This is a genomic window from Aminobacter sp. P4_D5, assembly GCF_056401815.1.
The window spans coordinates 1-21589 of record NZ_JBFUIP010000055.1 but is presented as its reverse complement, the minus strand read 5'-3'; the positions used below and the strand labels follow the sequence as shown (position 1 = coordinate 21589).

The following is a 21589-nucleotide window of genomic DNA, read 5'->3' as shown; positions in this document are numbered from 1 at the left end:
CCCCGCCCGATGAACTATGAAGAATGGGTACACATGCCCTGAGTCAGCCGAAACATGGCTGCTGTTGCCAAGCCGCCTGACTCCTGCCTTTCCAACTGATCCGCTGCCTACGGCTCAGTCTGAATCGGCAATCCGACGACGCCTGGAAACTGCAGCAAGCAAACCAGCGGTGAAACCGGCCCGCGACCTATGCTGCAGAAAGCAGGACCTTGTGAGGGAGGCGCCGGACCTTGGTCCGACACGGCATCTGCCGCGTATGGGATCCCCGAAATGGCCTGCACGAAGACAGCCTCCCCCGGTCGAGAAGGCAATCGCAAGGCTTTGGGGAATACGTTTAAGTCATCGGAAGAATTGGCGCGGCGGCCCGCCAGGAGCGCCGCGCCAGGGCGCTTGGTTAAGCTGCCGCAAATCCGTCACGGCACAGGCCGTTGAGCTGTTCCAGCGACATCGAGTCGAGGTCGAGTGCTGCAAGCAGGTCGTTTTCGGCATTGAAATCGCGGCCATACATGGCCGAGAAGATGCGCACGCCGGATTCGTGCAGCTCGGCGGGGTAGCCGGCGAGGCGGCCGATCTTGGCGGTCGCGACCAGGCCGAAGGGCACGTCTTCGGTGACATAGCGGCTGTCGGCAGTCGCCGGACCCGTGCCGCCATTGCCGGCTTCGTGCATCTCCTGGTTCATCTGCGAGATCGAGCTCATCGGCACATGGAACGACAGGTGGAAGTGCTGGAAGATGTTGCGCACCTCAAGGCCGAGCTTGGTGGCGATGGCGATGCGTTCCTGATCGAGGTCCTCGAGCAGACGGCCGACATTCGGCGTCACGTTCTGGCCCTGGCTCCAGGTCTCGCCACGCTCCATGCGCGTCATGTTGCCGAGCGCGATGCCCATATGGTTCTGCGGGTTGAGGTTGGAGAGCGCGATCGCCATCAGGCTGCCCCGGTCGACGAAACGATCGCCAAACAGCGTCTGGCAGACAGCGAAGCCATCGGCGCTGCGCGAGGCCGGCACGGTGGCGAGATCGACCTTCTTGCGCACGGTGTTGACATTGACCAGCGTTGGGCTGAGCTGGCGACCCGACACCACTGTCGTGCCCCAGCCGACGATCGGCGCGACAACGCCGCGGGCCGCAAGCAGGCGCGACAGGTAGAGCGCGCCAAAAGAGGCATGCGAGGAGATGATGATCGTCTGGTCAGCCCTGATGTAGGGCGCGATGGCGTCGAGCACGGTCTTGTGGCCATAGGCCGGCAGCGCGATCACGATCGCCTCGGAACCGGCGACAAGCGCTTCGGCACTGGCCGCGGCCGAGGGATGGAAGGTACCTTCGACAGCACCCTGGGCGACCAGCGCCTCGCCCTTGGCCAGCGCCTTGGTGCGCTCGCCTGACGGCGACCACAGCGTCGCGTGATGCCCCTGCTGTTCGAGAAACACCGCCGTTCCAAAGGCGATCGAACCCGCACCGACAATACCTACCTGCATTCCAATATTCCTTTTTGGATCAATATCATTTCAGTTCCGGTGGCCCGCCAAAGGCCGGTGCCGCCGGGGTCGTTTCATTTCGGGCGTATCAACGCCCGCGTTGTGCTGCTGCCGACCTCGCCCGATGCCACCACCAGGAAAGCCCGCGCTCCGACGGAGCTGGCGCTGGTCAGCGAATGCGGTACATCGCCGGCGTAGCGCGCCGTCTCGCCGGCACGCACGATCATTTCATTGCCCGCGCTGCGCACGACGATCTCGCCTTCGGTGCAGTGCAGATGCTCGATGGTGCCCGCACCATGGGGGTCGCTGATCAGCTTGCCCTCAGGCTCGAAGCTCAGCAGATACCATTCGATCAGCGGCACCATGCCGGCTGGCGATAATATCTGCAGCGTGCAGCTGCCATCGGCACTTCGGATGGTCGGCGTCAGGTTCTCCGGCTGCAGGTCGATGCGATCGCCACGCTCTTCGGAAGCGCCACTGATCAGGTTGTTGAGGTCGATGTTGAGCGCCCGGGTCAGATGCCACAGCGTGCCATAGGTCGGGTTGGCGTTGCCGCGCTCGATCTCGGACAGCATCGAGCGCGACACGCCCGATTTCGTCGCCAGATCGGCAAGCGTGAGCTTCTGCTGTTTCCGGTACGCCTGCAGGCGCGGCCCGATTTCCGGCGGATTGACCGAATGCATGTTCATTCCGATGCTCCTTCCGACGCCTCGGGCAGTTTACTCGGCGAGCGGCTCTCCAAGTGTGTGCATCAGCCGGTTGGCCCAACCGAACAGCGACGACGACAAGATGAGGTCGAGGATCTCGTCCTTGCCGAGGCCGGCATCGACCAGCGCCTGCATGTCCGAGGCATCAGCATCGGAGGGGCATTTCGACAGCTTTACCGAAAAGTCGAAGATCGCCTTGAGCCGGGGCTCGATCTCAGCATCGACACCGTCGGCGAAGATCGCTGCAATGACGGTCTCGTCCTTGGCGAGCTGGTTGTAGCGGCTGGCGTGGACGGCGGCACAGTAGATGCAGCGATTGACGATCGAGGCGCCGACAGCGCCAATCTCGCGCTCGGCACGCGACAGGCCGCCCTTGTTGTACATCACGCCGTTGAACAGCGGCGAGCGATGCGTCAGCGTCTCGACGTCATGCGCCAGCACCAGAACATAGTCCGACACCTTAGTGTTGGATGGCGTGATCTTCAGCGCTTCGAGCTGAGCGGGGCTCGCTTCGGCAAGGTCGAGCGGCCTGACGTAGGGCTTCCACTCGGGAATGGTGGTGGTGAATTCGTGGACAACCTTGCTCATGCCAATCCCCGCATCAGCCGCAGCCCAGCGGCGACCCTGATCTGATAGCTGACGAATGCGACAAGCTCCGACAGACGCACGATGTCGGCATCGGCGAGACCCGCTTCCTGCAACAATTCGATGTCGCGGCGCGTCGCATCCTTGGGCGCATGCGCCACCAGATCGACATGCCGGATCAGCGCCTTGAGGCGCGCATCATTACCGCCGTCGAACCAGATGTCGGCAATGCGTGCCGTGTCGCCAGACGCGCTGGCCTTTTCGAGCAGGACTTCGAAATGTTCCTCGAAGTCCTTGTCGTCGTTGATCTTGGCGATGCGGCAGGCAAGTGCCGCGCGCTCGGCATGCGTGAGGCCGCCTGGCTCAACCGGCGTCAAAGCGCCGTCATGCGTCTGCTGCGTCAGCGCCATGACGTCGGCGCGTCCCGCCACCACCTCGGCCAGCGCGCTGCCGGGTTCGATGCCGACGATCGCGGCAATCACGTCCTCGTTTTGTGCCATGCCGTTCTCCTATGCCTGCTTGCGGGCAGCCGCCCGCCCATCGTCCGGCAGGGGCGATGCCGTCCACTCGTCGCCGCGCAGCTCGGGCGTGTCGTAGTCGAGCAGGCGCTGCCAGTACTGGCCGAAATTCTCGGTGTAGAGTTTGGCGGCGATCTCGCGCGCCAGCCACGCCGCACCTTCGCTGATGCCTGGAATGTCGCCGCTCATCTTGCCTAGGCTTGCTGCGGCACCGGAATTGAAGCTGTGGATATTGGCGAGCCATGGCGCCTGCCCAGGCTCGCGCTCCAGGAAGGTGAAGTCGCGGGCAAGATAGGGATAATTGCCGAGCTCGCTGTTTTCCTGGCCCTCTGGTGGTGTGAAGCGGTCCTGCCACAACAAGATCTTGTCGGCGTAGCCGTCGAGTTCCTTGCGCGCCAGCGGATCGACACCAAAGCCGGTGCCAAGGATCAGGAAGTCGGCGCGAACGGCCTTGCCCTGCGAGGTCGAAATGACGATCTCGTCGCCATCGAGCTCGGTCTTTTCGACCGCCGCATCAAAATGGAAATAGGCATTCGGGTGCCGGCTCACACGCATCGTCGAACCACGCGGCGCTGGCGTCTGCGTGCGCAGCGAGTAGTTCATGATCTGCCAGCGCCTGGCATCGCCCAACTGCGGGAATGCAGCGGTGAAGCCGAACGAGCCAATGCCCATCAGCTTGTTGATGCAGGGCATCTCCTTGCGGCGGATAAGGTGGCGCACTTCAGCGGCCCCTGCTTCCAGCGCCTCGGCGGCATTGTCGACGGCGGATGCCCCCACGCCGACCACCACCACTCGCTTGCCGCGCAGGGCGGCAAAGTCAATTTCATGCGAAGAATGCGCCCAGTATTTCTGGGGCAAACTGTCGACGAAGCCGGGAATGCTGGGATGTCCCATGCCGTCGCGGCCGGTCGCCATCACCACCTTGCGGGCCAGTACCGATTTTTCGCGCGCGCCTTCGCCAGCGAGCGTCAGCCGCATCAGCTCGCCTTCGGGCAGGATGGTCTTGACCTCGACGCCGTTTTCCACCGGCAATTCAAGCACCTTGCGGTACCAGCGCAGATATTCCATCCACATCGGCCGCGGGATCTTCTCGAGTTCCGCCCAGGTCTGGTTGCCGAACTGAGCGACATACCAGGCGCGGAAGGTCAGCGACGCCATGCCATAGGCCGGGCCGGTCAACTGCTTGGGCGAACGCAGCGTTTCCATGCGCGCATAGGTCAGCCAGGGTCCCTCGAAGCCCACCGGGCTGCGATCGAAGATGCGGATGTTCTGGATGCCGGCGCCGATCAGCGCGAAGCTTGCGACCAGGCCGCACATGCCACCGCCGATGACGATAACGTCGTGAACATGATCTTCAGCTGCCGTCGGAACAACCCAGTTTGCCGGCGGATAGCACAGGCAGGCCAGGTCGTCGCGAACGCGCTGTTCGAGTTCTTCCAGTCCGCCGGCGGCGGACTGGAGCGGTGCGGATACGTCAAACGCCATGGTGATCTGCCTGTTGCCCACGCCAAACGGCCCGGGCGTCCTTCCTCAATTGTGTGCGTGGCGGTCGGGAATGACCGTCGTGGTCTCGGGCTTCCAGCCGACCCAGATGTCTTCGCCGTTGAGCTGGGTAACACCGGAGGGATGGACCAGCGCATTGAGCATCGTGCCGTCGCCGACCTCGACCGAAAGCGACGTGTGGTTGCCCTTGAACACGCGCTGACGGATCTTGCCCTTGATGCGGTTGCCGCTTGTCGGCTCATCGGCCGAGCAGTGGATCGCCTCGGGACGCAGCACGACATAGAGGTGGTCGCCGGCCTTGGGCGCGAGCCCGCCCTGTGCCGCCTTGATGGTGATGCCGTTCCAGCTCAACGCCGCGTTGTCGCCCTCGGTGCCAACGACCGTGCTACGCAAAAGGTTGGTCTCGCCGATGAAGTTGGCGACGAACACCGAGCCAGGACGCCCGTAGAGTGTGTTCGGATCGCCCATCTGCTCGATGCGGCCCATGTTCATGACCACGATCGTGTCGGACATGGTCAGCGCCTCTTCCTGGTCGTGGGTCACGAACATGAAGGTCTTGCCGGTCTTTTCCTGGACCGACTTGAGCTCGATTTGCATCTGCTGGCGCAGCTTGGCGTCAAGTGCTGACAGCGGCTCATCGAGCAGCAACACGTCCGGATCGGGTGCCAACGCACGCATCAGCGCCACGCGCTGGCGCTGGCCGCCGGACAGTTCCGCCGGCAAGCGCTTGGCGTAGTCTTGCAGCTGGACCAGTTCGAGCAGCTCGCTGACCCGGCGGTGGATGTGCTGGTTGTCCAATCCCTTCAGCTCCAGGCCGAAGGCGATGTTCTTGGCGACGCTCATATGCGGGAAGAGCGCATAATCCTGGAACACGATGTTGACGTTGCGCTTGTTGGGCGGAACACGCGTGACGTCCTTGCCGCCAAGCAGGATGCGGCCGGAATTCGGCGTCTCGAAACCGCCGAGCATGCGCAGCGAAGTCGACTTGCCGCAGCCAGACGGGCCGAGCAGGGTGACGAACTTGCCGCCCTCGATGCTCAGGTTCAGGTTCTCGACGGCAACATGCTTGCCGTAGCTCTTGGTGACATTGTCGAACTGGACGACGGGTTCCATCAGCGGGTCCTCGCGCGGCGGGTAAGGTACTCGGCGTACAGTCCGACGGCGGCGGTAACCACCAGGACGAGTGTCGCCATTGCGTTGATTTCGGGAGACATGCCGCCCTGCACCTTGGCGAAGATCAGCATGGGAAGGGTCGGGCGATAGCCACCCAGGAAGAAGGTGCGGACGAAGTCGTCGATCGACAAAAGCACGCAGAAGATCATGCCGCCCACGAGGGCCGGTCCGAGATAGGGCAGCGTGACGCGGAAGAAGGCAACGACGCTGTCGGCACCAAGATCACGCGCAGCATCGACCAGGTTGCCCGGCATCGAGCGCAGGCGGGTCAGTGCCATCACCACCACGAAAGGCACCGCGTGCCCGGTGTGGCCCAGGATGATGGCTGCGGTTCCCGTCGGCATGTCGATGGTCGAGATGAAGATGCGCAGCGAAATCGCCGAGATCATGCCGGGCACGACGGCCGGCAGGCAGGCGAGCGCAAAGATGATGACCTGGCCCTTGATGCCTTCGGCAACGATCAGCATGGCAATCCATGTGCCAAGCGTGGTTGCGGCCAGTGTCGAACAGGCAGCGATCATGATCGAATACAGGCAAGCTTCCAGGAACTGCTTGTCCTGCATCACCTTGGCGTACCAATCAAAGGTCCAATCGCCGATCGGGAAAGCGACGAAATTGGCGTCCTTGAAGCTCATCGCCATCATCAGAGTGAGCGGCAGCAGCAGATAAAGCAGGAAGGCCCAGTAAAACGCGGTCAGCGTGGTGCGCGGGGCGTCGGAAAACATGTTGCGCATCAAAATGCACTCCTTTTCTTGCCGCCGACGAGGCGCATGAAGATACCCGCCGTGATCAGGGCGGTGATCAGCATGATCAGCGCGAAGGCGGCACCGACCGGCCATTTGTCGCTGGCACCGTGGAAGAAGCCGCTGATCGTTTCAGGGAACAGCACGGTGTTGGGCCCGCCCAGCAGCATGGGGGTTGCAAAGACGCCGATGCAGGTCAAAAACACCAGCGAACAGCCCGACACGATGCCGTCCTTGGACAGCGGCAAGATGATCTTGCGGAACCGCGTGAACGGACCGGCGCCAAGGTCGGCAGCGGCGTCCAGATACTGCGACGGAATCTTCTCGATCGCCGAATAGAGCGGCAAAAGCATGTACAGGCAGATCAGGTAGACAAGGCCGAAGCCAAGCGAAAACGAGGTGTAGAGCATCGGGATCGGCTTATCGATCAACCCGACCTCGCGCAGCAGCACATTGAGCGCGCCGCGATTGGCCAAGAGCATGATCACCGAAAAGGTGCGGATCAGCTCGCCGGCCCAGAACGGAACCAGGAGCAGCAGCAGCGCCTTGGAACGGCCTTCCGGCTTGACGATCTTGGCGACGTAGTAGGCGACCGGATAGACCACCACCAGCGTGATAGCCGTCGCTGCCGTTGCAAAGATGAAGCTCTTGATCAGCGGCGTGAAGTAGAGCGATTCACTGAAGAAGATCGCGTAGTTGTCGAAGGTGTAACGCGACTCCACGCCGGGCTGGACCGGGTAGTGGGACATCAGGCTGATCTTCAGCATCTGGTAGATCGGCCCGACATGCAGCATGGCCAGCCAGATCAGCGGCACACCGGCCAGAAGGATGACCCTGCCGATCCGCGACTCCACCGCAGCCCCCAGCGTGTGCCGGTAAAGTGCTGAATTGACCACCTTGGCTATGCCGGTCGAATATTTGGGCACGGACGCGTCGCGCACCGCCCCATATCCGGCTGTCGTGTTGCTACTCACCATCAAACAATCTCGGTTGGCGCAGCCCGACTGGTACCGCGCGGCAAGGCCGGCGGTCAGTCATTGCGCGTTGTGGGCTTGGACAAGCTTGGCTGCCTGCCCCGGAGATCGTCGCAGCGCTCCGGGACAGACTGCAGGCCGTGCGAGGCCTAGCCTCGTCAGGCCGCTTTGACCTCTGCGGTCGCGCGGTCGATCATCTCGTTCTTCATGTCGCGGTTGACCGAGTTGAAGAAGATGATGCGCTCGACTTCTTCCTGCGGCAGCGTCGAGGCGAGCTTTTCGCGCTCGTTGAGCAGGTCGCCAACGCCGTTCATGGTCGAGCTGTAGCCCGACTGACGGGTCATGGCGGCACCGACTTCCGGGTTCGCCAGGATCGCGTCGAGCAGCTTGTAGGCGTTCTCGGCGTTCGGTGCGTTGTTGACGACGTTGAGCGTGTAGCAGAAGCCGAACGTGCCTTCCTTCGGCACCGAAAGCTGGATCGGATGACCGTCGAAGATCAGCTTGGCAGCAGGACCCGACCACGAATGGGCAAGGTAGATGTCTTCGTTGATGAACATCTGCTGCACTTCCGAGCCCGCTTCATAGTACTTGCGGACCATGTCCTTGTTCTTGATCAGGAAGTCGCGCGCTTCGTTGGTCGCCTTCTGGGCGACTTCAGGCTTGCCGGCATAGGTGACGAAGTCGCCGTCATGGCCGAGATACTGCATGACGATGGTCATGAAGTCGCTGACGATGTAGGAAGTCTGGCCCTTGTACTGCGGATCGAACATGATCTCCCAGCTCGGCGCGTCCTTCACATAGTCGACATTGCGGGCGAGGCYCTCATAGCCGGCGAGGATCGGCAGACCCCACAGATTGCCGTCGACGCGCRCCCAAGGAGCATCCTGATAGGCGGTGTTGAGGTTCTTCCAGTTGGAGATCTTGCCGGTGTCGAGCGGCTGCAGCAGCTTCGAGCTGATGAACTGCGTATAGCGGTGGCCGGCAACCGTGACGATGTCGGTCGAAGGATTGGCGCCCTCGGCGGTGAGCAGGTTGTACTGCTTGCCCTGATCGTCGGTCAGCCGGATGTTGACCTGAATTCCAGTGTCCTTCTGGAACTTGTCGAGGAATTCCTGCGGCAGGAATTTGTCATAGGTGGTGATGTTCAGCACGCCGCTCGCCGCCCAGCTTGGGGTCGGGCGAATGACATAGGGCATCGCCAGAGCGGCAGCGCCACCGCCAAGCAGCTTCAGCGCGGTACGGCGGTTTGGTACCAGAATATTCTTCATTATGTTCCCCATTGGATAATACGAAGCATGCGCGCGGAGTTGACCGCGCAATAAAACCCGCCCTCGCCCAGTCAAATGGACTGTGCGACCGACAAGCCGGCAAAAAAGTGTACTCGTAGAGATTTACAGACAGCTATGAACTGGCGCCAAGTCCTCCACTAAGCCAGCCACGAATTCCGACATTCCGTCCGCAAATTCCACTAAACTGGAATTTTTCTGTAAACCGGTCGATTGTCAAGCATTGTTAGAAAAAATCTGTTCGCCCACCAACATCAGATGGCAGTCTGGTTGGCCATAGCTGTGGATGAAGCCGGCTAAGCCTCGGTCGAGACGCTGAGTTCCACCCGATCCGCCACAAAGCGGGTTTCTGCATACTGCACCGGCACGCCTTCGGCGTCGACATTGACCGCAACTGCGACAAGCACGATTGCGCCGGCCGACAGCTTGAGATCGGCCAGATCGGCGGCATCGGCATGCCGCGCCGAGACCAGCGTAGAACGACGGAAATAGTCCTCGATTCCAAAATGCTGGAAACTGAGCGTGATCGAGCCGTTTTCGGCATAGACCTTCTCGATACCTGGGAAGCGCTTTGCCTCGAACCAGCTTGTCGCGCGCGAAATCGGCCTGCCATCGGCCTCACTGAGTGTTTCCAGCCGGATCACCGGCGTTCCCGCGCCAAGGCGCAGCGATTCGGCGGCCCGTATACCTGCTGGCTCAAGCGCGTGCGCCAGAAGCGTACTGCGGCGTTCGCGCGTCTGCTCGCGCAGTCCGGTGGAAAAGCGCGTGCGTGCCGAAATTGGATAAGACAGCTTCTGCCGGCTCTCGACGAAGGTGCCCCGTCCCTGCTCGGCGCGCAGGACGCCTTCCTGGACAAGCGCTGAAATGGCGCTGCGCAAAGTGTGGCGGTTGACACCGAAGCGCTCGGACAGCGCCATTTCAGTTGGCAGCCGGCCATCGGCACCCAGCGTGCCGGCTGATATCGCCTGCCTGATCTGGTCGGCGATCTGGCGCCACAGCGCCACGCCGCTCTTCCGTGTCACCGTTGATTCCGGTTCGTTCAAATCCCCAGCCCCTGTCATGCACCCGTCACGGAGCCCCTCTACAAGCCCATTGTATGTTGTTCGTTTGTATAGAACAATAGACAAATAAAGCGAACGGAGCGGCGATGAAAATGGACCGACGGCAAGAAAGAGAAACGGAGGCAGCGCGCAAGGTCGCGATGGCGGCACTAGCGATGGCCCCCACCGACGAGTTGAAGCGCCTGTGTGCGGCCGCGGGCGTGACCAATGACGCTGAATTGCTGCGTGGTCCCGAAACCGGGCTGGTGTCGGTGCGCGGCCGGATCGGCGGTGGCGGTGCGCCGTTCAATTTCGGCGAGGCGACGGTGACACGTGCGACCGTGCGTTTGCCGAGCGGCGAGATCGGCCATGCCTATGCGCTCGGCCGCGACAAGGAAAAAGCGAAGCTCTCGGCCATCACCGACGCTCTCTGGCAGAATCCGAACCGGCGCGCCGACATTGAACAGAAGATCATCGCACCACTGCGCGCCGCACAAGCCGTAGCCGATACGACCCGCCGCGCCGAGACGGCAGCGACGAAGGTCGACTTCTTCACCATGGTGCGCGGAGAGGACTGATGGAACAGATGGATGTGATAGACGGCGGTTTTTCCGCTCCCGTATTCGACGCGCAGTTCGTGTTTCGTGCGGTGATGGACGCCATGGCGCGACCGGGTACCATTCAGCCTGTGCACGCCCTCGCGCAGCCACCGGCACCGCTTTCGCCAACCGCTGGTGCCGTAGCGCTGACCTTGTGCGACCACGACACCCCGCTGTGGCTCGACACCGGACTGCAGGTCTCGGCTGCGGTAAGATCCTGGCTCGGTTTCCACACTGGCGCACCGCATGCCGGAACTCCGGCCGACGCGCATTTCGCACTCGTTGCCAACCCGGCCAACCTGATCGCGCTCGAAAACTTCACGCAAGGCACGCAGGAATATCCTGATCGTTCAACGACGCTCGTTCTGCAGGTCGAAAGCCTGACTTTGGGCGCGCCGCTTCGCCTCGAAGGTCCAGGTATCGAGACCTTCGCCTCCATCGCACCGACGCCGCTGCCGCGCCACTTCGTCGAGCAGTGGAAGCAGAACGGTGCCCGTTTCCCGCGCGGCGTCGACGTGATCCTGGCGGCACCCGATGCGGTTGCCTGCCTGCCCCGCACCACCCGCATCAAGACGACGGAGGCCTGACATGTACGTGGCAGTCAAAGGTGGCGAAGCCGCCATCGCCAACGCCCACCGCCTGCTCGCCGACCGTCGCCGTGGCGACCGCTCGGTGCCCGCGCTGCGCATCGACCAGATCGTCGAGCAGCTGGCGCTCGGCATCGACCGCGTCATGGCCGAAGGCTCGCTCTATGACCGCGAACTCGCCGCCCTTGCGGTGATGCAATCGCGCGGCGACCTGATCGAGGCGATCTTCCTCGTCCGCGCCTATCGCACGACCTTGCCGCGCCTCGGCTACACCAGGCCGATCGATACCGCCGCCATGCAGGTCGAGCGCCGGGTTTCGGCAACCTACAAGGATTTGCCCGGCGGGCAACTGCTCGGCCCGACCTTCGACTACACCCACCGCCTGCTCGACCCTGAGCTTGCCGGTGATCCAGTGGTCGCGGAGGCCGAACAACGCGAGACAGACGGCCAGCGTATGATGCGCGTGTCCGAAATCCTCGCCCAGGAAGGCCTGATCGAAGCCGACGGTGAACTGCCGGAGGATCATCTCACCGGCGACATCACCCGCGAACCGCTGGAGTTCCCGCTGGCCCGCGACAGCCGCCTGCAGGCGCTGTCGCGCGGCGACGAGGGTTTTCTGCTCGCGCTCGGCTACTCCACGCAGCGCGGCTACGGCCGCAGCCATCCCTTTGTCGGCGAAGTCCGAATCGGCGAGGTGGAACTCGAACTCGACGTGCCGGAACTACCCTTCCCCGTCACGCTTGGCCGCATCCGCGTCACCGAGTGCCAGATGGTCAACCAGTTCAAGGGCTCGGCCAAGGCGCCGCCGCAGTTCACCCGCGGCTACGGCCTTGTCTTCGGCCAGTCCGAGCGCAAGGCGATGGCGATGTCATTGTGCGACCGCGCGCTGCGTGCCGGCGAACTGGGCGAGGACATCACAGCCCCGGCGCAGGACGAGGAGTTCGTCATCTCGCACTCCGACAACGTCCAGGCCACCGGGTTCGTCGAGCACCTGAAGCTGCCGCACTATGTCGACTTCCAGGCCGAACTCGACCTCGTCCGCCGCATGCGCACCGAGCATGAAAAGCGAAACCAACCAACCGACACCGACCAGCGCGAGGCGGCAGAATGACCACCGCAGCACCAGAAATCGCAACCTACAACTTCGCCTATCTCGACGAGCAGACCAAGCGGATGATCCGCCGCGCCATCCTCAAGGGCATCGCCATTCCCGGCTACCAGGTGCCCTTCGCCAGCCGTGAAATGCCGATGCCTTATGGCTGGGGCACCGGCGGCGTGCAGGTCACCGCCGCGATCATCGGTCCCGATGATGTGCTCAAGGTCATCGACCAGGGCGCCGACGACACCACCAACGCCGTGTCCATCCGCGCCTTCTTCCAGAAAGTCGCCGATGTCGCAGTGACCACCGAAACGGCGAAGGCGACGATCATCCAGACCCGTCACCGTATCCCCGAGCATCCACTGACGGAGGGCCAGACACTGGTCTACCAGGTGCCGATCCCCGAACCTCTGCGCTTCCTCGAACCGCGCGAAACCGAGACGCGGAAAATGCACGCGCTCGAGGAGTACGGGCTGATGCATGTGAAGCTCTACGAAGACATCGCCCGGCACGGCCGCATCGCCACCACCTATGCCTACCCGGTCAAGGTCGAGGGTCGTTATGTGATGGATCCCTCGCCGACGCCGAAATTCGACAATCCCAAGATGCACATGTCGCCCGCGCTCCAGCTGTTCGGCGCCGGCCGCGAGAAGCGCATCTATGCCGTGCCGCCCTTCACCAAGGTGGTGAGCCTCGATTTCGAGGACCATCCCTTCGAGATCCAGAGCTTCGACCAGCCTTGCGCCCTGTGCGGCGCCGAGCAGGTCTATCTCGACGAGGTCATCCTCGACGACAAGGGCGGACACATGTTCGTCTGTTCCGACACCGACCATTGCGAGACGCGCCAGGCCTGCGGCCATCGCGGCCACCTCTCTCCCGACATCCTGGAGCAAGCCCAATGACCGACCAACCGCTCCTGCGCGTCACAGCGCTGTCCAAATATTACGGCTCGCGCATCGGCTGCGAGGACATCTCCTTCGACCTCTGGCCGGGCGAAGTGCTGGCAGTCGTCGGCGAATCCGGCTCAGGCAAGACGACGCTGCTCAACTGCCTGGCCACCAGGCTTTTGCCAACCTCGGGCACCGCAAGCTACCGCATGCGCGATGGCCAGTGGCGCGACCTCTACCGCATGAGCGAGGCCGAGCGCCGTATCCTGATGCGCACCGACTGGGGTTTTGTCCATCAGAACCCGGCCGACGGGCTGCGCATGACAGTGTCTGCCGGCGCCAATGTCGGTGAGCGGCTGATGGCCGTCGGCGACCGCCACTATGGCAACATCCGCGCCACTGCCGTCGATTGGCTCAGCCGCGTCGAGATCGATGAGGAACGCATTGACGACGAGCCGCGTGCCTTTTCGGGCGGCATGCGCCAGCGCCTGCAGATCGCCCGCAATCTGGTCACCGGCCCGCGCCTGATATTCATGGACGAGCCGACCGGCGGCCTCGACGTTTCGGTGCAGGCGCGCCTGCTCGACCTGCTGCGCGGGCTGGTCACCGACCTTGGCCTTGCGGCGATCGTCGTCACCCACGACCTCGCGGTCGCCAGGCTTCTGTCGCAGCGCATGATGGTGATGAAGGACGGCCATGTCGTCGAAGCCGGTCTCACCGACCGCGTGCTCGACGATCCGCGCGCGCCCTACACCCAGCTCCTCGTTTCCTCCATTTTGCAGGTCTGAGCATGATCCCGAAAAGTGGTTCCCGGTTTTCGGACAAGATCATGCTCATCAAGGAAAGACCTTAACATGGCCACCCCACTCATTGTCTCTGAGGTCGCCAAGGCCTTCATCATGCATCTGCGCGGCGGCGTCCGCCTACCGGTGGTCGCCAATGTGTCGTTCTCGATCAGGGCGGGCGAATGCGCCGTGCTCGGCGGCCCCTCGGGTGCCGGCAAAAGCTCGATCCTGAAGATGGTCTACGGCAATTACGGCGTCGACCAGGGCCAGATCATCATCGAGCATCATGGCGCGCTCGTTGATCTTGCCACCGCCAATCCGCGCATGGTTCTGGAAGTCCGACGCGACACCATCGGTTATGTCAGCCAGTTCCTGCGCACCGTGCCGCGCGTTTCCACCCTGGATGTCGTTGCCGAGCCTTTGGTGGCGCGCGGCATTGACCGCAAGCAGGCGCAGGACCGCGCCGCCGACCTGCTCGGCCGGCTCAACCTGCCGGAAAGGCTGTGGAGCCTGCCGCCAGCAACCTTCTCGGGCGGTGAGCAGCAGCGCGTCAACATTGCGCGCGGCTTCATCACCGATCATCCGGTGCTTTTGCTCGACGAGCCGACGGCTTCGCTCGACGCCACCAACCGCGAAGTGGTGATTTCCCTCATCGACGAAAAGAAGCTCGCCGGCGTTGCCCTGCTCGGCATCTTCCATGACGCCGACGTGCGCGAGGCGGTTGCCGACCGCATTGTCGATGTCACCGAATTCGCCACGGGAAAGGCCGCAGCATGAGCCGCAAACTCTCCGAACAGCCCTACGTCCATCCGACCGCAGAGGTCAGCCAGTCGACGCTTGGCCGCTGGACCGAAGTCGCCGAGCGTAGCCGCATCAGCGAGAGCGAGCTCGGCGACTATTCCTACGTCATGCAGGATTGCAGCCTGTGGTGCGCCAAGGTCGGCAAGTTCTCAAACATCGCAGCCGCCGTGCGCGTCAATGCCACCAACCACCCGACCTGGCGACCGACGATGCACCACTTCACCTATCGCGCCTCGGACTATTGGGACGACGCCAGCCACGAGACCGAGTTCTTCGAGTGGCGGCGTTCGAACGCGGTCACTATCGGCCATGACACCTGGCTCGGTCATGGCTCGACGGTTCTGCCGGGCGTGACCATCGGCGACGGGGCAGCGATCGGTTCGGGTGCTGTGGTCACCAAGGACGTCGCGCCCTACACCATAGTCGCCGGTGTGCCGGCCAGGCCGTTGCGCGAGCGCTTCGACCGAAGGATATCAGAACGTTTCCAGGCGCTGGGCTGGTGGGACTGGGATCACGCCCGACTGCGCGTCGCCCTTGACGACTTCCGCAACCTGTCAGCGGAGGAATTTCTCGAAAAGCACGGCGGCTAAAGCCGCCTCACCGCGCCAGGAAAAACTGGATCGCCACCATGTTGACCAGGTCGACGAAAAACGCCGAGACCAGCGGCAGGATGATGAAGGCGTTCGGTGACGGCCCGTAGTGCTTGGTCACCGCTGTCATCGAAGCGATCGCCGTCGGCGTGGCCCCTAGCGAGAGGCCGGTGAAGCCGGCACTCAGCACCGCCGCTTGATAGTCCCTGCCGAGCAGCGGGAAAAGCACGATCAGGATGAAGGCAACCGCGAGCACGGCCTGCATGGCAACGACAACCAGCAGCGGCCCTGCGACCCCGGCAAGCGTCCAAAGCTGCATGCTCATCAGCGACATGGCAAGGAACGCCGACAACGAATAGTCTGAAATCAGCGACATTGCCGGTGAGCGCGCCGGCCATTGCAGCCGGGGAAAGATGTAAGGGATCGTGTTGGACAAAACGACGCCCATGATCAGACAAGGCACGAAGAGCGGCAGCTTGACGCCCATCGCAGTTACCGGTCCGTGAACCAGATAGCCGAGCACCACGGCTACGTTGACCAGCAAAAGCGCCTGCATGAAGTTCGATTTGTCGATTGGCACGGCTTCCGATCTTGCGAAGGCCTGTCCACTCACCGAAGCGCTGGCATCGGGGGTGAGTTTGCCCCGTTCGATCAGGAATTTGGCCAATGGGCCGCCCAGGACGCTGGCGACGATGAGGCCGAGCGTCGCCGCCGCCGTGCCGACCTCCACGGCCCCGGGAAAGCCATGCTCGGCGGCGATCGCCGGCGCCCAGGCAATCGTGGTGCCGTGCCCACCGACAAAGGCAATCGATCCCATGATGACGCCCGCCGCCGAGGGTAGGCCGAACAGCCAGGCCCCGAGCGTGCCGACGCCATTTTGCAAGAAAACGAAAAACACGGTCAGCACGCACAGTACGACCAGCGCCCGCCCACCGACCAGCAGGTCGGACAGCCGTGCATTGACTCCGACGGTGGCAAAGAAGATGACCAGCAACCTGTCGCGCGTGGTCATCTCGAAGATGATCTCCATCCCCGACAGCTTATGGAACGCCCAAATGGCGGCGGCGGCCAGAAACCCGCCAGTCACCGGTTCGGGGATGTTGTAGTCGCGCAGGAATGCGACATGGCGCGTCAGGATCACGCCGACGAAGTAGACGACGATTCCGAGCGTAAGTGTCAGGAAATCAGGCGAAATGAGCGTGTTGGCTGCCGTCGTCATCCGAACTTTTTATGGTCGCGAGAACTGGAATCTCGGATAGGCAGACCCCAGCCTATCCGCCCTCAACCTTGCCTAGAATATCGAGCAGAGCAATCGCTATTCGGCCACCGCTGTTGCCGAAACACAAACGCCCGCAATCGGCACCCCGAAGGGACGATTGCGGGCGCTGAGAAGTTCAGTGCGAGGTAATCAGGCTGCCTGGATCGCCGAAAGCTGCCAGTCGCCGCCGCCCTGGCGCACGAAAGTCCACAGCTCGGTGGTCTCGGTCGGCTCGCTAGCATCGCCTTCGACGATCTCGCCGGTGGCGCGGTTGCGCGTCACGTCGATGGAGGAATACTGCAATGCCGCCGTGGCATAGTCGCGGTCGCCTTCACTCCAGCTCTCGGCGATGTCAGCCTGCAGCAGCTGAACGTCGGACACATCGTTGCGCACGCCATTTTGGGCGTTGTCGGCAAGTTCTTCCGACAGATACGACACCATCTCAGGCGTCACCAGCCGGCGCAGCGCCTTGTGGTCCTCGCGACCAAAAGCTTCCTGCACCTCGGTCAGCATGCGCTGGAAGGTGTCGAGGTCTTCACCGGATACGGTGATGTCCTTGGTCACTGGCTGCTGCGAGCCAGCGTCTGACCGGCTGCCGCCGATGCTCGGAATGCTGAACGAGCGGCTGCCGCCATTGGCCTTGCCGGTTTGTTCAGGCGCCGCATCGCGATAATTGAAGTTACCACCACCGGCACCGGCTCCAGCCATCGCTGGACCGGAACTGACCGCCTGCCGTGAGCGGAAGAAGCGCAGGGCGAGCCAGATGGCGCCGCCGATCAGCAGCACCTGCATCAGCATGCCGAAYATGCCGGCGAGACCGCCGAAACCCTGGCCCATCATCATGCCGAGCAGGCCGCCCATCAACAGTCCGCCGATCATCGCGCCGCCGAAGCCACCCATGAAGCCGGGGCGCTGCTGCGCGGCCGCACCCGGGCGCGCGGCATTGGTGGCCGGGTTCGCGGCCTGGCCGGTGTTCGGCGTCATCGAGCGCTCCACCGGTGCGGCCGGCTGCGGGGCTGTGCGGGTCGGAGGCRCCGACTGGAAGGTGCGCGCGCCACGGCTGCCGAAGCTGCCGCCCCGGCGGGCGTCGGCCTGGTCGACGGCGACCATGGAGAATGCAAGGAACAACCCTGCGAAAAGCGTGGCAAATCGGGTCGTTCGGGACATTTTCATCAGCGGTTCCTCAAAGTGACGTCAGCCCTCATATAATGACTAACAAGTGTAGTGTCAGGGCTTGTTGCATTTTTTTCTCGGCACTGCGACATCTCATCAATTCAGGCATCTCGGCGTTTCCTGGAATTGCCGATACACTGCCGCCAACCTTGCGCCCCGAACGACTGTTGGACGATGCAGATGATCGGCAGCACGATTCTCGGAACCGCCTTCATAGGCGGGACGATCCTCCTGACGCTGGGCTCCTATCTGGCCATGCGGTTCATCACCGGTGGCGACCCCGAAGGCAAGGACCACGAACTGGCATCGTCCGTCGTCGTGCGTATCGCCGCTTTGCACGGGCTGATCCTTGCGCTGGTCTTCGCGCAGGAAATGATCGAATACCAGCAGCTCAAAAACGATAGCGCCACCGAAGCCGACGCTATCGCCGATGTCTATTATGACGCCGAGCGCTACGGCTTGGAGCAAGGTTTAGCCATCCAGCAGGCGCTATCTGGATATCTGCGTGTGGTGATCAAACAGGAATGGGCGGAGCTGGGTTCCTCCGGCGAGCTTTCATAGACCGCATGGGACCAATGGGACGTCGCCTATCGCGCTGTGCTCGATCTCGTTCCCGCAACCGGGCGCCAGACAAGCCTGCGCGATCATATGCTCAGGCAAATGCAGGCGATCGCCGAAGTTCGGGTGAAGCGCGACAATCATGGTCCCGACAGCATCAACGTGATGTTCTGGTTCGCCGCGGTGTCGGGCGTGGTCCTGATCGCATTCGGTTACTACCCCTACGCGCCCGAGCGGCGCAGTCTCATGCTGCTCTCGGTTGTCGGAGCCTACACCGGCATCATCTTGTTCTTGATCTACGCGTTTTCCAATCCGTACAGCCCGCCGGGAGCACTCAGTCCAGGCGCCTACGAGCGTCTGCAAAAGGAGATCGCATCGCCACCGGAGGCAAGCTGACGGGAGGGAATTCGCATTTGGATGCAATCAACAGCCAATTGCGGGCCGCCGACCTGTGCATCGTAACAAAACTGACATGGTCCTGACATTGCAGCTTCATGTCCCGGGTCTAGGCCGATGCCTGAAAAGGGCGAAAGCCTTGACAGGACAGGGAAACCACGATGCTCGAAATCCGCAACGTCACGCGCCGCTTTGGCAAGAGCGTCGCCGTCAACGGTGTCAACCTCCAGATCCAGCAGGGCCAGATGGTCGGCATCATCGGCCGCTCGGGCGCTGGCAAGTCGACGCTGCTGAAAACCATCAACCGCCTGATTGACCCGAGCCAGGGCTCGATCGTCTTCGACGGCACCGAAGTGTCGTCGCTGCGTGGTCCTTCACTCCGCCGCTGGCAGCGCGACTGCGCCATGATCTTCCAGCAGTTCAACCTGGTGCCGCGCCTCGACGTTTTGACCAATGTGTTGCTCGGCCGCCTGAACCACCGCTCGACCGCGCTCAACCTGCTTTCGATCTTCTCCCGCGAAGAACGCATCCGGGCGATCGCCGCACTGGAACGCCTCGACATCGCCCGCACAGCCCTTCAGCCAGCCGGCACTTTGTCCGGTGGCCAGCAGCAGCGTGTCGCCATCGCCCGCGCTTTGATGCAGGAGCCGAAGCTGATCCTCGCCGACGAGCCGATCGCCTCGCTTGATCCGCTCAACGCCAAGGTGGTGATGGACGCGCTTCAGGACATCAACCTGCGCGAAGGCATCACCGTCATCACCAATCTGCACACGCTCGACACCGCGCGCACCTATTGCAACCGCATCATCGGCATGTCCGCCGGCGCGGTCGTCTTCGACGGCGCACCTGAAGACCTCAACCGCGACGCAGTGCGCACGGTCTACGGTGCCGACAACGATGGCGCCGAAATCTCCGAAGCCATCACTTCCACCAGCATCCGCCCGGCAAGGGCGAAGCCTGCGATATCCGCCGCACCTCTCGAGCCCGCATACGCTTCGCTCTGAGGCCGTTCGCGTTCGCCTCGCCCGCGTCAAGGGCCTGCAATCAGCAACTGCAATCGACCCAGCAAGGTGCTGGGCCAACCTGGAGACTTGTCATGTTCAAGAAAGCACTTTTGAGCGCCGTTTCGCTCGCCGTCCTGGCGATCGGCTCGGCTCATGCCGCAGACCTCAAGGAATTCCGCATCGGCCTGATCGGTGGCGAAAACGAAGCCGACCGCCTGCGCAACTTCCAGTGCCTGGCCGACCAGCTTCCGGCCGTGCTCGGCGTCGAAAAGGTGTCGCTGTTCCCGGCGGCCGATTATGACGGCACCATCCAGGGCCTGCTCGGCGGCACGCTCGACTACGCCGAGCTCGGCGCGTCGGGCTATGCCAAGATCTACCTGCAGAACAAGGATGCGGTCGAGCCGATCCTGACCACCGTCCAGACCGACGGCGCCACCGGCTACTACTCGATCATGGTCGCCAAGAAGGATTCGGGCATCACCAAGCTCGAAGACCTCAAGGGCAAGAAGCTCGGCTTTGCCGATCCGGACTCGACCTCGGGCTATTTGATCCCGGTCACCTCGCTGCCCAAGTCGCTCGGCGGCACCGCCGTGAAGGACTATTTCGCCGAGACCGGCTTCGGTGGCGGCCATGAAAACCTGGTGCTTGAAGTGCTCAAGGGCACCTTCGACGCCGGCACGACCTTCGGCTCGGGCGTCGGCGAGTTCAAGGACGGCTACACCTCGGGCAACCTCAAGAAGATGGTCGACAAGGGCATCCTCGACATGGACGACCTGGTCGAAGTCTGGAAGTCGCCGTTGATCCCGAACGGCCCGCTGGTCGTGCGCACCTCGCTCGACGCTGACATCAAGACCAAGTTCAAGGACTATTTGATGAAGCTGCCGCAGACCGATCCGGCCTGCTTCTCGGCCATCCAGGGCGGCGACTTCAAGGCCTACACCGAAGTCACCCCGGAGTTCTACCAGCCTGTCATCGACGCCCGCAAGGCGCAGATCGGCAGCTAAGCCCTCAGGCAGCATGGACGCGCCGCGTCCCCATCGCGGCGCGTCTTTCTTTGATCCGGGACCAGGAAAATTCATGACTATGCCCCTCTCGGAAGCTGGCCTGACGGTCGAGCGCCACTGGCGCGAACTCGCCAGCCGCCGCCGCCTGCACACCATAGGCGGCCTGATCCTGCTGTTCGTCGCCCTGTCGGGCTCGCTCTGGTTCGCCAATGAGAGCAATGCCGGCAAGTTCTTCGACCGGCTGCCACATTTTTTCGACTTCACCGACCAGCTGATGCCGCGTGATCCCTATGAGATCGGCCGCGCCCTGTTTGACCTGCCTTCGCCCTATGCCGACGGCAGCCTGAAATTCGACTACCCCGAGGGCCGCGTCCCCCTGTTCGGCTCCTTCTACATGCCCGAATACGCCTACAAGATGCTGGAAACGATCAACATCGCGCTCGTCTCCACGATCATCGGCTTCACCTTCGGCTTTCTGCTCTGTTTCCTCGCTGCCTCCAATCTGGTGACCCAGCGCTGGCTGCGCTTTTTCGTGCGCCGCTTCCTCGAAATCCTGCGCGCCTTCCCAGAAATCGTCATCGCCGGCTTCTTCCTCGCCATCCTGTCGATGGGTGCGATCCCGGCGATCATCGCGGTGTCGCTGCACACCATCGGCGCGCTCGGAAAGCTGTTCTTCGAGGTCGTCGAAAATGCCGACATGAAGGCTGACGAGGGCCTGCGCRCCGTCGGCGGCAATTGGCCCGAGCGGGTCTGGTTCGGCATCGTGCCGCAGGTCATGCCCAACTTCCTGAGCTACGCGCTGCTGCGGCTCGAAATCAACGTGCGCGCCTCGACCATTATCGGCG

The 21589-nt window shown here is 62.8% G+C and carries 22 protein-coding genes and 1 pseudogene; 11 read left to right on the top strand and 12 right to left on the bottom strand.

What is annotated here, in order from left to right; translation table 11 throughout:
- Positions 1 to 394: 394 nt before the first annotated feature.
- The 10 genes from AC1DWF_RS14230 to phnF form a co-directional block, all read right to left on the bottom strand.
- The gene (locus AC1DWF_RS14230; protein WP_476782727.1) at positions 395 to 1474 is read right to left on the bottom strand and encodes an NAD/NADP octopine/nopaline dehydrogenase family protein; all 1080 of its coding nucleotides are present in this window, start codon (positions 1472 to 1474) and stop codon (positions 395 to 397) included.
- Positions 1475 to 1548: 74 nt separating this feature from the next.
- Positions 1549 to 2163 (bottom strand): helix-turn-helix domain-containing protein, encoded by a 615-nt coding sequence (locus AC1DWF_RS14225; protein WP_476787917.1) that lies wholly within the window; start codon positions 2161 to 2163, stop codon positions 1549 to 1551.
- A gap of 30 nt (positions 2164 to 2193) precedes the next feature.
- Positions 2194 to 2769, bottom strand: coding sequence for a peroxidase-related enzyme (locus AC1DWF_RS14220; RefSeq protein ID WP_476787916.1), 576 nt, complete (start codon positions 2767 to 2769; stop codon positions 2194 to 2196).
- The gene (locus AC1DWF_RS14215) at positions 2766 to 3266 is read right to left on the bottom strand and encodes a CMD domain-containing protein (protein WP_476782724.1); all 501 of its coding nucleotides are present in this window, start codon (positions 3264 to 3266) and stop codon (positions 2766 to 2768) included. Before AC1DWF_RS14215 ends, AC1DWF_RS14220 begins: the two co-directional genes overlap by 4 nt.
- Positions 3267 to 3275: 9 nt before the next feature.
- A complete protein-coding gene (locus AC1DWF_RS14210; protein ID WP_476782723.1) occupies positions 3276 to 4769 on the bottom strand; it encodes an NAD(P)-binding domain-containing protein in 1494 nt (497 codons plus the stop codon).
- Between the two features lie 45 nt (positions 4770 to 4814).
- On the bottom strand, positions 4815 to 5900 hold the full coding sequence (locus AC1DWF_RS14205) for an ABC transporter ATP-binding protein (RefSeq protein WP_476782722.1): 1086 nt from the start codon (positions 5898 to 5900) through the stop codon (positions 4815 to 4817).
- Entirely contained in the window at positions 5900 to 6694 is a 795-nt protein-coding gene (locus tag AC1DWF_RS14200; RefSeq protein ID WP_476782721.1) for an ABC transporter permease, read from the bottom strand. Before AC1DWF_RS14200 ends, AC1DWF_RS14205 begins: the two co-directional genes overlap by 1 nt.
- Positions 6694 to 7680: an ABC transporter permease gene (locus AC1DWF_RS14195; protein ID WP_476782720.1), complete on the bottom strand. Its 987-nt coding sequence runs from the start codon at positions 7678 to 7680 to the stop codon at positions 6694 to 6696. Before AC1DWF_RS14195 ends, AC1DWF_RS14200 begins: the two co-directional genes overlap by 1 nt.
- 155 nt (positions 7681 to 7835) lie before the next feature.
- Positions 7836 to 8945 (bottom strand): extracellular solute-binding protein, encoded by a 1110-nt coding sequence (locus AC1DWF_RS14190; protein WP_476841787.1) that lies wholly within the window; start codon positions 8943 to 8945, stop codon positions 7836 to 7838.
- A gap of 314 nt (positions 8946 to 9259) precedes the next feature.
- Positions 9260 to 10024, bottom strand: coding sequence for a phosphonate metabolism transcriptional regulator PhnF (gene phnF / locus AC1DWF_RS14185; protein WP_476787915.1), 765 nt, complete (start codon positions 10022 to 10024; stop codon positions 9260 to 9262).
- Between the two features lie 86 nt (positions 10025 to 10110).
- Between phnF and phnG the strand changes: the two genes are divergently transcribed.
- The 7 genes from phnG (at position 10111) to AC1DWF_RS14150 (ending at position 15351) form a co-directional block, all read left to right on the top strand.
- Positions 10111 to 10581, top strand: a complete 471-nt coding sequence (gene phnG, locus AC1DWF_RS14180; RefSeq protein ID WP_476782717.1) for a phosphonate C-P lyase system protein PhnG — start codon at positions 10111 to 10113, stop codon at positions 10579 to 10581.
- Entirely contained in the window at positions 10581 to 11189 is a 609-nt protein-coding gene (gene phnH, locus AC1DWF_RS14175) for a phosphonate C-P lyase system protein PhnH (RefSeq protein ID WP_476782716.1), read from the top strand. Before phnG ends, phnH begins: the two co-directional genes overlap by 1 nt.
- A 1-nt stretch (position 11190) precedes the next feature.
- On the top strand, positions 11191 to 12300 hold the full coding sequence (locus AC1DWF_RS14170) for a carbon-phosphorus lyase complex subunit (protein WP_476782715.1): 1110 nt from the start codon (positions 11191 to 11193) through the stop codon (positions 12298 to 12300).
- Complete coding sequence (locus AC1DWF_RS14165) at positions 12297 to 13190, top strand: alpha-D-ribose 1-methylphosphonate 5-phosphate C-P-lyase PhnJ (RefSeq protein WP_476782714.1); 894 nt, start codon at positions 12297 to 12299, stop codon at positions 13188 to 13190. Before AC1DWF_RS14170 ends, AC1DWF_RS14165 begins: the two co-directional genes overlap by 4 nt.
- Positions 13187 to 13963: a phosphonate C-P lyase system protein PhnK gene (gene phnK, locus AC1DWF_RS14160; RefSeq protein WP_476782713.1), complete on the top strand. Its 777-nt coding sequence runs from the start codon at positions 13187 to 13189 to the stop codon at positions 13961 to 13963. Before AC1DWF_RS14165 ends, phnK begins: the two co-directional genes overlap by 4 nt.
- A gap of 66 nt (positions 13964 to 14029) precedes the next feature.
- Complete coding sequence (phnL, locus tag AC1DWF_RS14155) at positions 14030 to 14737, top strand: phosphonate C-P lyase system protein PhnL (RefSeq protein WP_476782712.1); 708 nt, start codon at positions 14030 to 14032, stop codon at positions 14735 to 14737.
- The gene (locus tag AC1DWF_RS14150; RefSeq protein ID WP_476782711.1) at positions 14734 to 15351 is read left to right on the top strand and encodes a DapH/DapD/GlmU-related protein; all 618 of its coding nucleotides are present in this window, start codon (positions 14734 to 14736) and stop codon (positions 15349 to 15351) included. Before phnL ends, AC1DWF_RS14150 begins: the two co-directional genes overlap by 4 nt.
- Positions 15352 to 15358: 7 nt before the next feature.
- On the opposite strand, the gene gltS is transcribed toward AC1DWF_RS14150, so the two are convergent.
- Complete coding sequence (gltS, locus tag AC1DWF_RS14145; RefSeq protein ID WP_476782710.1) at positions 15359 to 16570, bottom strand: sodium/glutamate symporter; 1212 nt, start codon at positions 16568 to 16570, stop codon at positions 15359 to 15361.
- Between the two features lie 189 nt (positions 16571 to 16759).
- The gene (locus AC1DWF_RS14140) at positions 16760 to 17782 is read right to left on the bottom strand and encodes a Tim44 domain-containing protein (protein ID WP_476841786.1); all 1023 of its coding nucleotides are present in this window, start codon (positions 17780 to 17782) and stop codon (positions 16760 to 16762) included.
- 174 nt (positions 17783 to 17956) lie between these two features.
- Between AC1DWF_RS14140 and AC1DWF_RS14135 the strand changes: the two are divergent.
- The 4 genes and pseudogenes from AC1DWF_RS14135 to AC1DWF_RS14120 form a co-directional block, all read left to right on the top strand.
- Positions 17957 to 18736, top strand: a pseudogene (locus AC1DWF_RS14135) (bestrophin-like domain).
- A 161-nt stretch (positions 18737 to 18897) separates the two neighbouring features.
- Positions 18898 to 19740: a phosphonate ABC transporter ATP-binding protein gene (phnC, locus tag AC1DWF_RS14130; RefSeq protein WP_476785442.1), complete on the top strand. Its 843-nt coding sequence runs from the start codon at positions 18898 to 18900 to the stop codon at positions 19738 to 19740.
- Between the two features lie 92 nt (positions 19741 to 19832).
- Positions 19833 to 20744 carry a phosphonate ABC transporter substrate-binding protein gene (phnD, locus tag AC1DWF_RS14125; RefSeq protein WP_476785441.1) on the top strand — a complete coding sequence of 304 codons (912 nt, stop codon included), beginning with the start codon at positions 19833 to 19835 and terminating at the stop codon, positions 20742 to 20744.
- A 73-nt stretch (positions 20745 to 20817) separates the two neighbouring features.
- A partial coding sequence (locus AC1DWF_RS14120) for a PhnE/PtxC family ABC transporter permease (RefSeq protein ID WP_476841785.1) occupies positions 20818 to 21589 on the top strand: 772 nt, incomplete at its 3' end.

Coding starts and splice junctions, on each gene's coding strand:
- AC1DWF_RS14230 (WP_476782727.1), bottom strand. CDS start 1,474: ATGCAGGTAGGTATTGTCGGTGCGGGTTCGATCGCCTTTGGAACGGCG.
- AC1DWF_RS14225 (WP_476787917.1), bottom strand. CDS start 2,163: ATGAACATGCATTCGGTCAATCCGCCGGAAATCGGGCCGCGCCTGCAG.
- AC1DWF_RS14220 (WP_476787916.1), bottom strand. CDS start 2,769: ATGAGCAAGGTTGTCCACGAATTCACCACCACCATTCCCGAGTGGAAG.
- AC1DWF_RS14215 (WP_476782724.1), bottom strand. CDS start 3,266: ATGGCACAAAACGAGGACGTGATTGCCGCGATCGTCGGCATCGAACCC.
- AC1DWF_RS14210 (WP_476782723.1), bottom strand. CDS start 4,769: ATGGCGTTTGACGTATCCGCACCGCTCCAGTCCGCCGCCGGCGGACTG.
- AC1DWF_RS14205 (WP_476782722.1), bottom strand. CDS start 5,900: ATGGAACCCGTCGTCCAGTTCGACAATGTCACCAAGAGCTACGGCAAG.
- AC1DWF_RS14200 (WP_476782721.1), bottom strand. CDS start 6,694: ATGCGCAACATGTTTTCCGACGCCCCGCGCACCACGCTGACCGCGTTT.
- AC1DWF_RS14195 (WP_476782720.1), bottom strand. CDS start 7,680: ATGGTGAGTAGCAACACGACAGCCGGATATGGGGCGGTGCGCGACGCG.
- phnF (WP_476787915.1), bottom strand. CDS start 10,024: ATGACAGGGGCTGGGGATTTGAACGAACCGGAATCAACGGTGACACGG.
- phnG (WP_476782717.1), top strand. CDS start 10,111: ATGAAAATGGACCGACGGCAAGAAAGAGAAACGGAGGCAGCGCGCAAG.
- phnH (WP_476782716.1), top strand. CDS start 10,581: ATGGAACAGATGGATGTGATAGACGGCGGTTTTTCCGCTCCCGTATTC.
- AC1DWF_RS14170 (WP_476782715.1), top strand. CDS start 11,191: ATGTACGTGGCAGTCAAAGGTGGCGAAGCCGCCATCGCCAACGCCCAC.
- AC1DWF_RS14165 (WP_476782714.1), top strand. CDS start 12,297: ATGACCACCGCAGCACCAGAAATCGCAACCTACAACTTCGCCTATCTC.
- phnK (WP_476782713.1), top strand. CDS start 13,187: ATGACCGACCAACCGCTCCTGCGCGTCACAGCGCTGTCCAAATATTAC.
- phnL (WP_476782712.1), top strand. CDS start 14,030: ATGGCCACCCCACTCATTGTCTCTGAGGTCGCCAAGGCCTTCATCATG.
- AC1DWF_RS14150 (WP_476782711.1), top strand. CDS start 14,734: ATGAGCCGCAAACTCTCCGAACAGCCCTACGTCCATCCGACCGCAGAG.
- gltS (WP_476782710.1), bottom strand. CDS start 16,570: ATGACGACGGCAGCCAACACGCTCATTTCGCCTGATTTCCTGACACTT.
- phnC (WP_476785442.1), top strand. CDS start 18,898: ATGCTCGAAATCCGCAACGTCACGCGCCGCTTTGGCAAGAGCGTCGCC.
- phnD (WP_476785441.1), top strand. CDS start 19,833: ATGTTCAAGAAAGCACTTTTGAGCGCCGTTTCGCTCGCCGTCCTGGCG.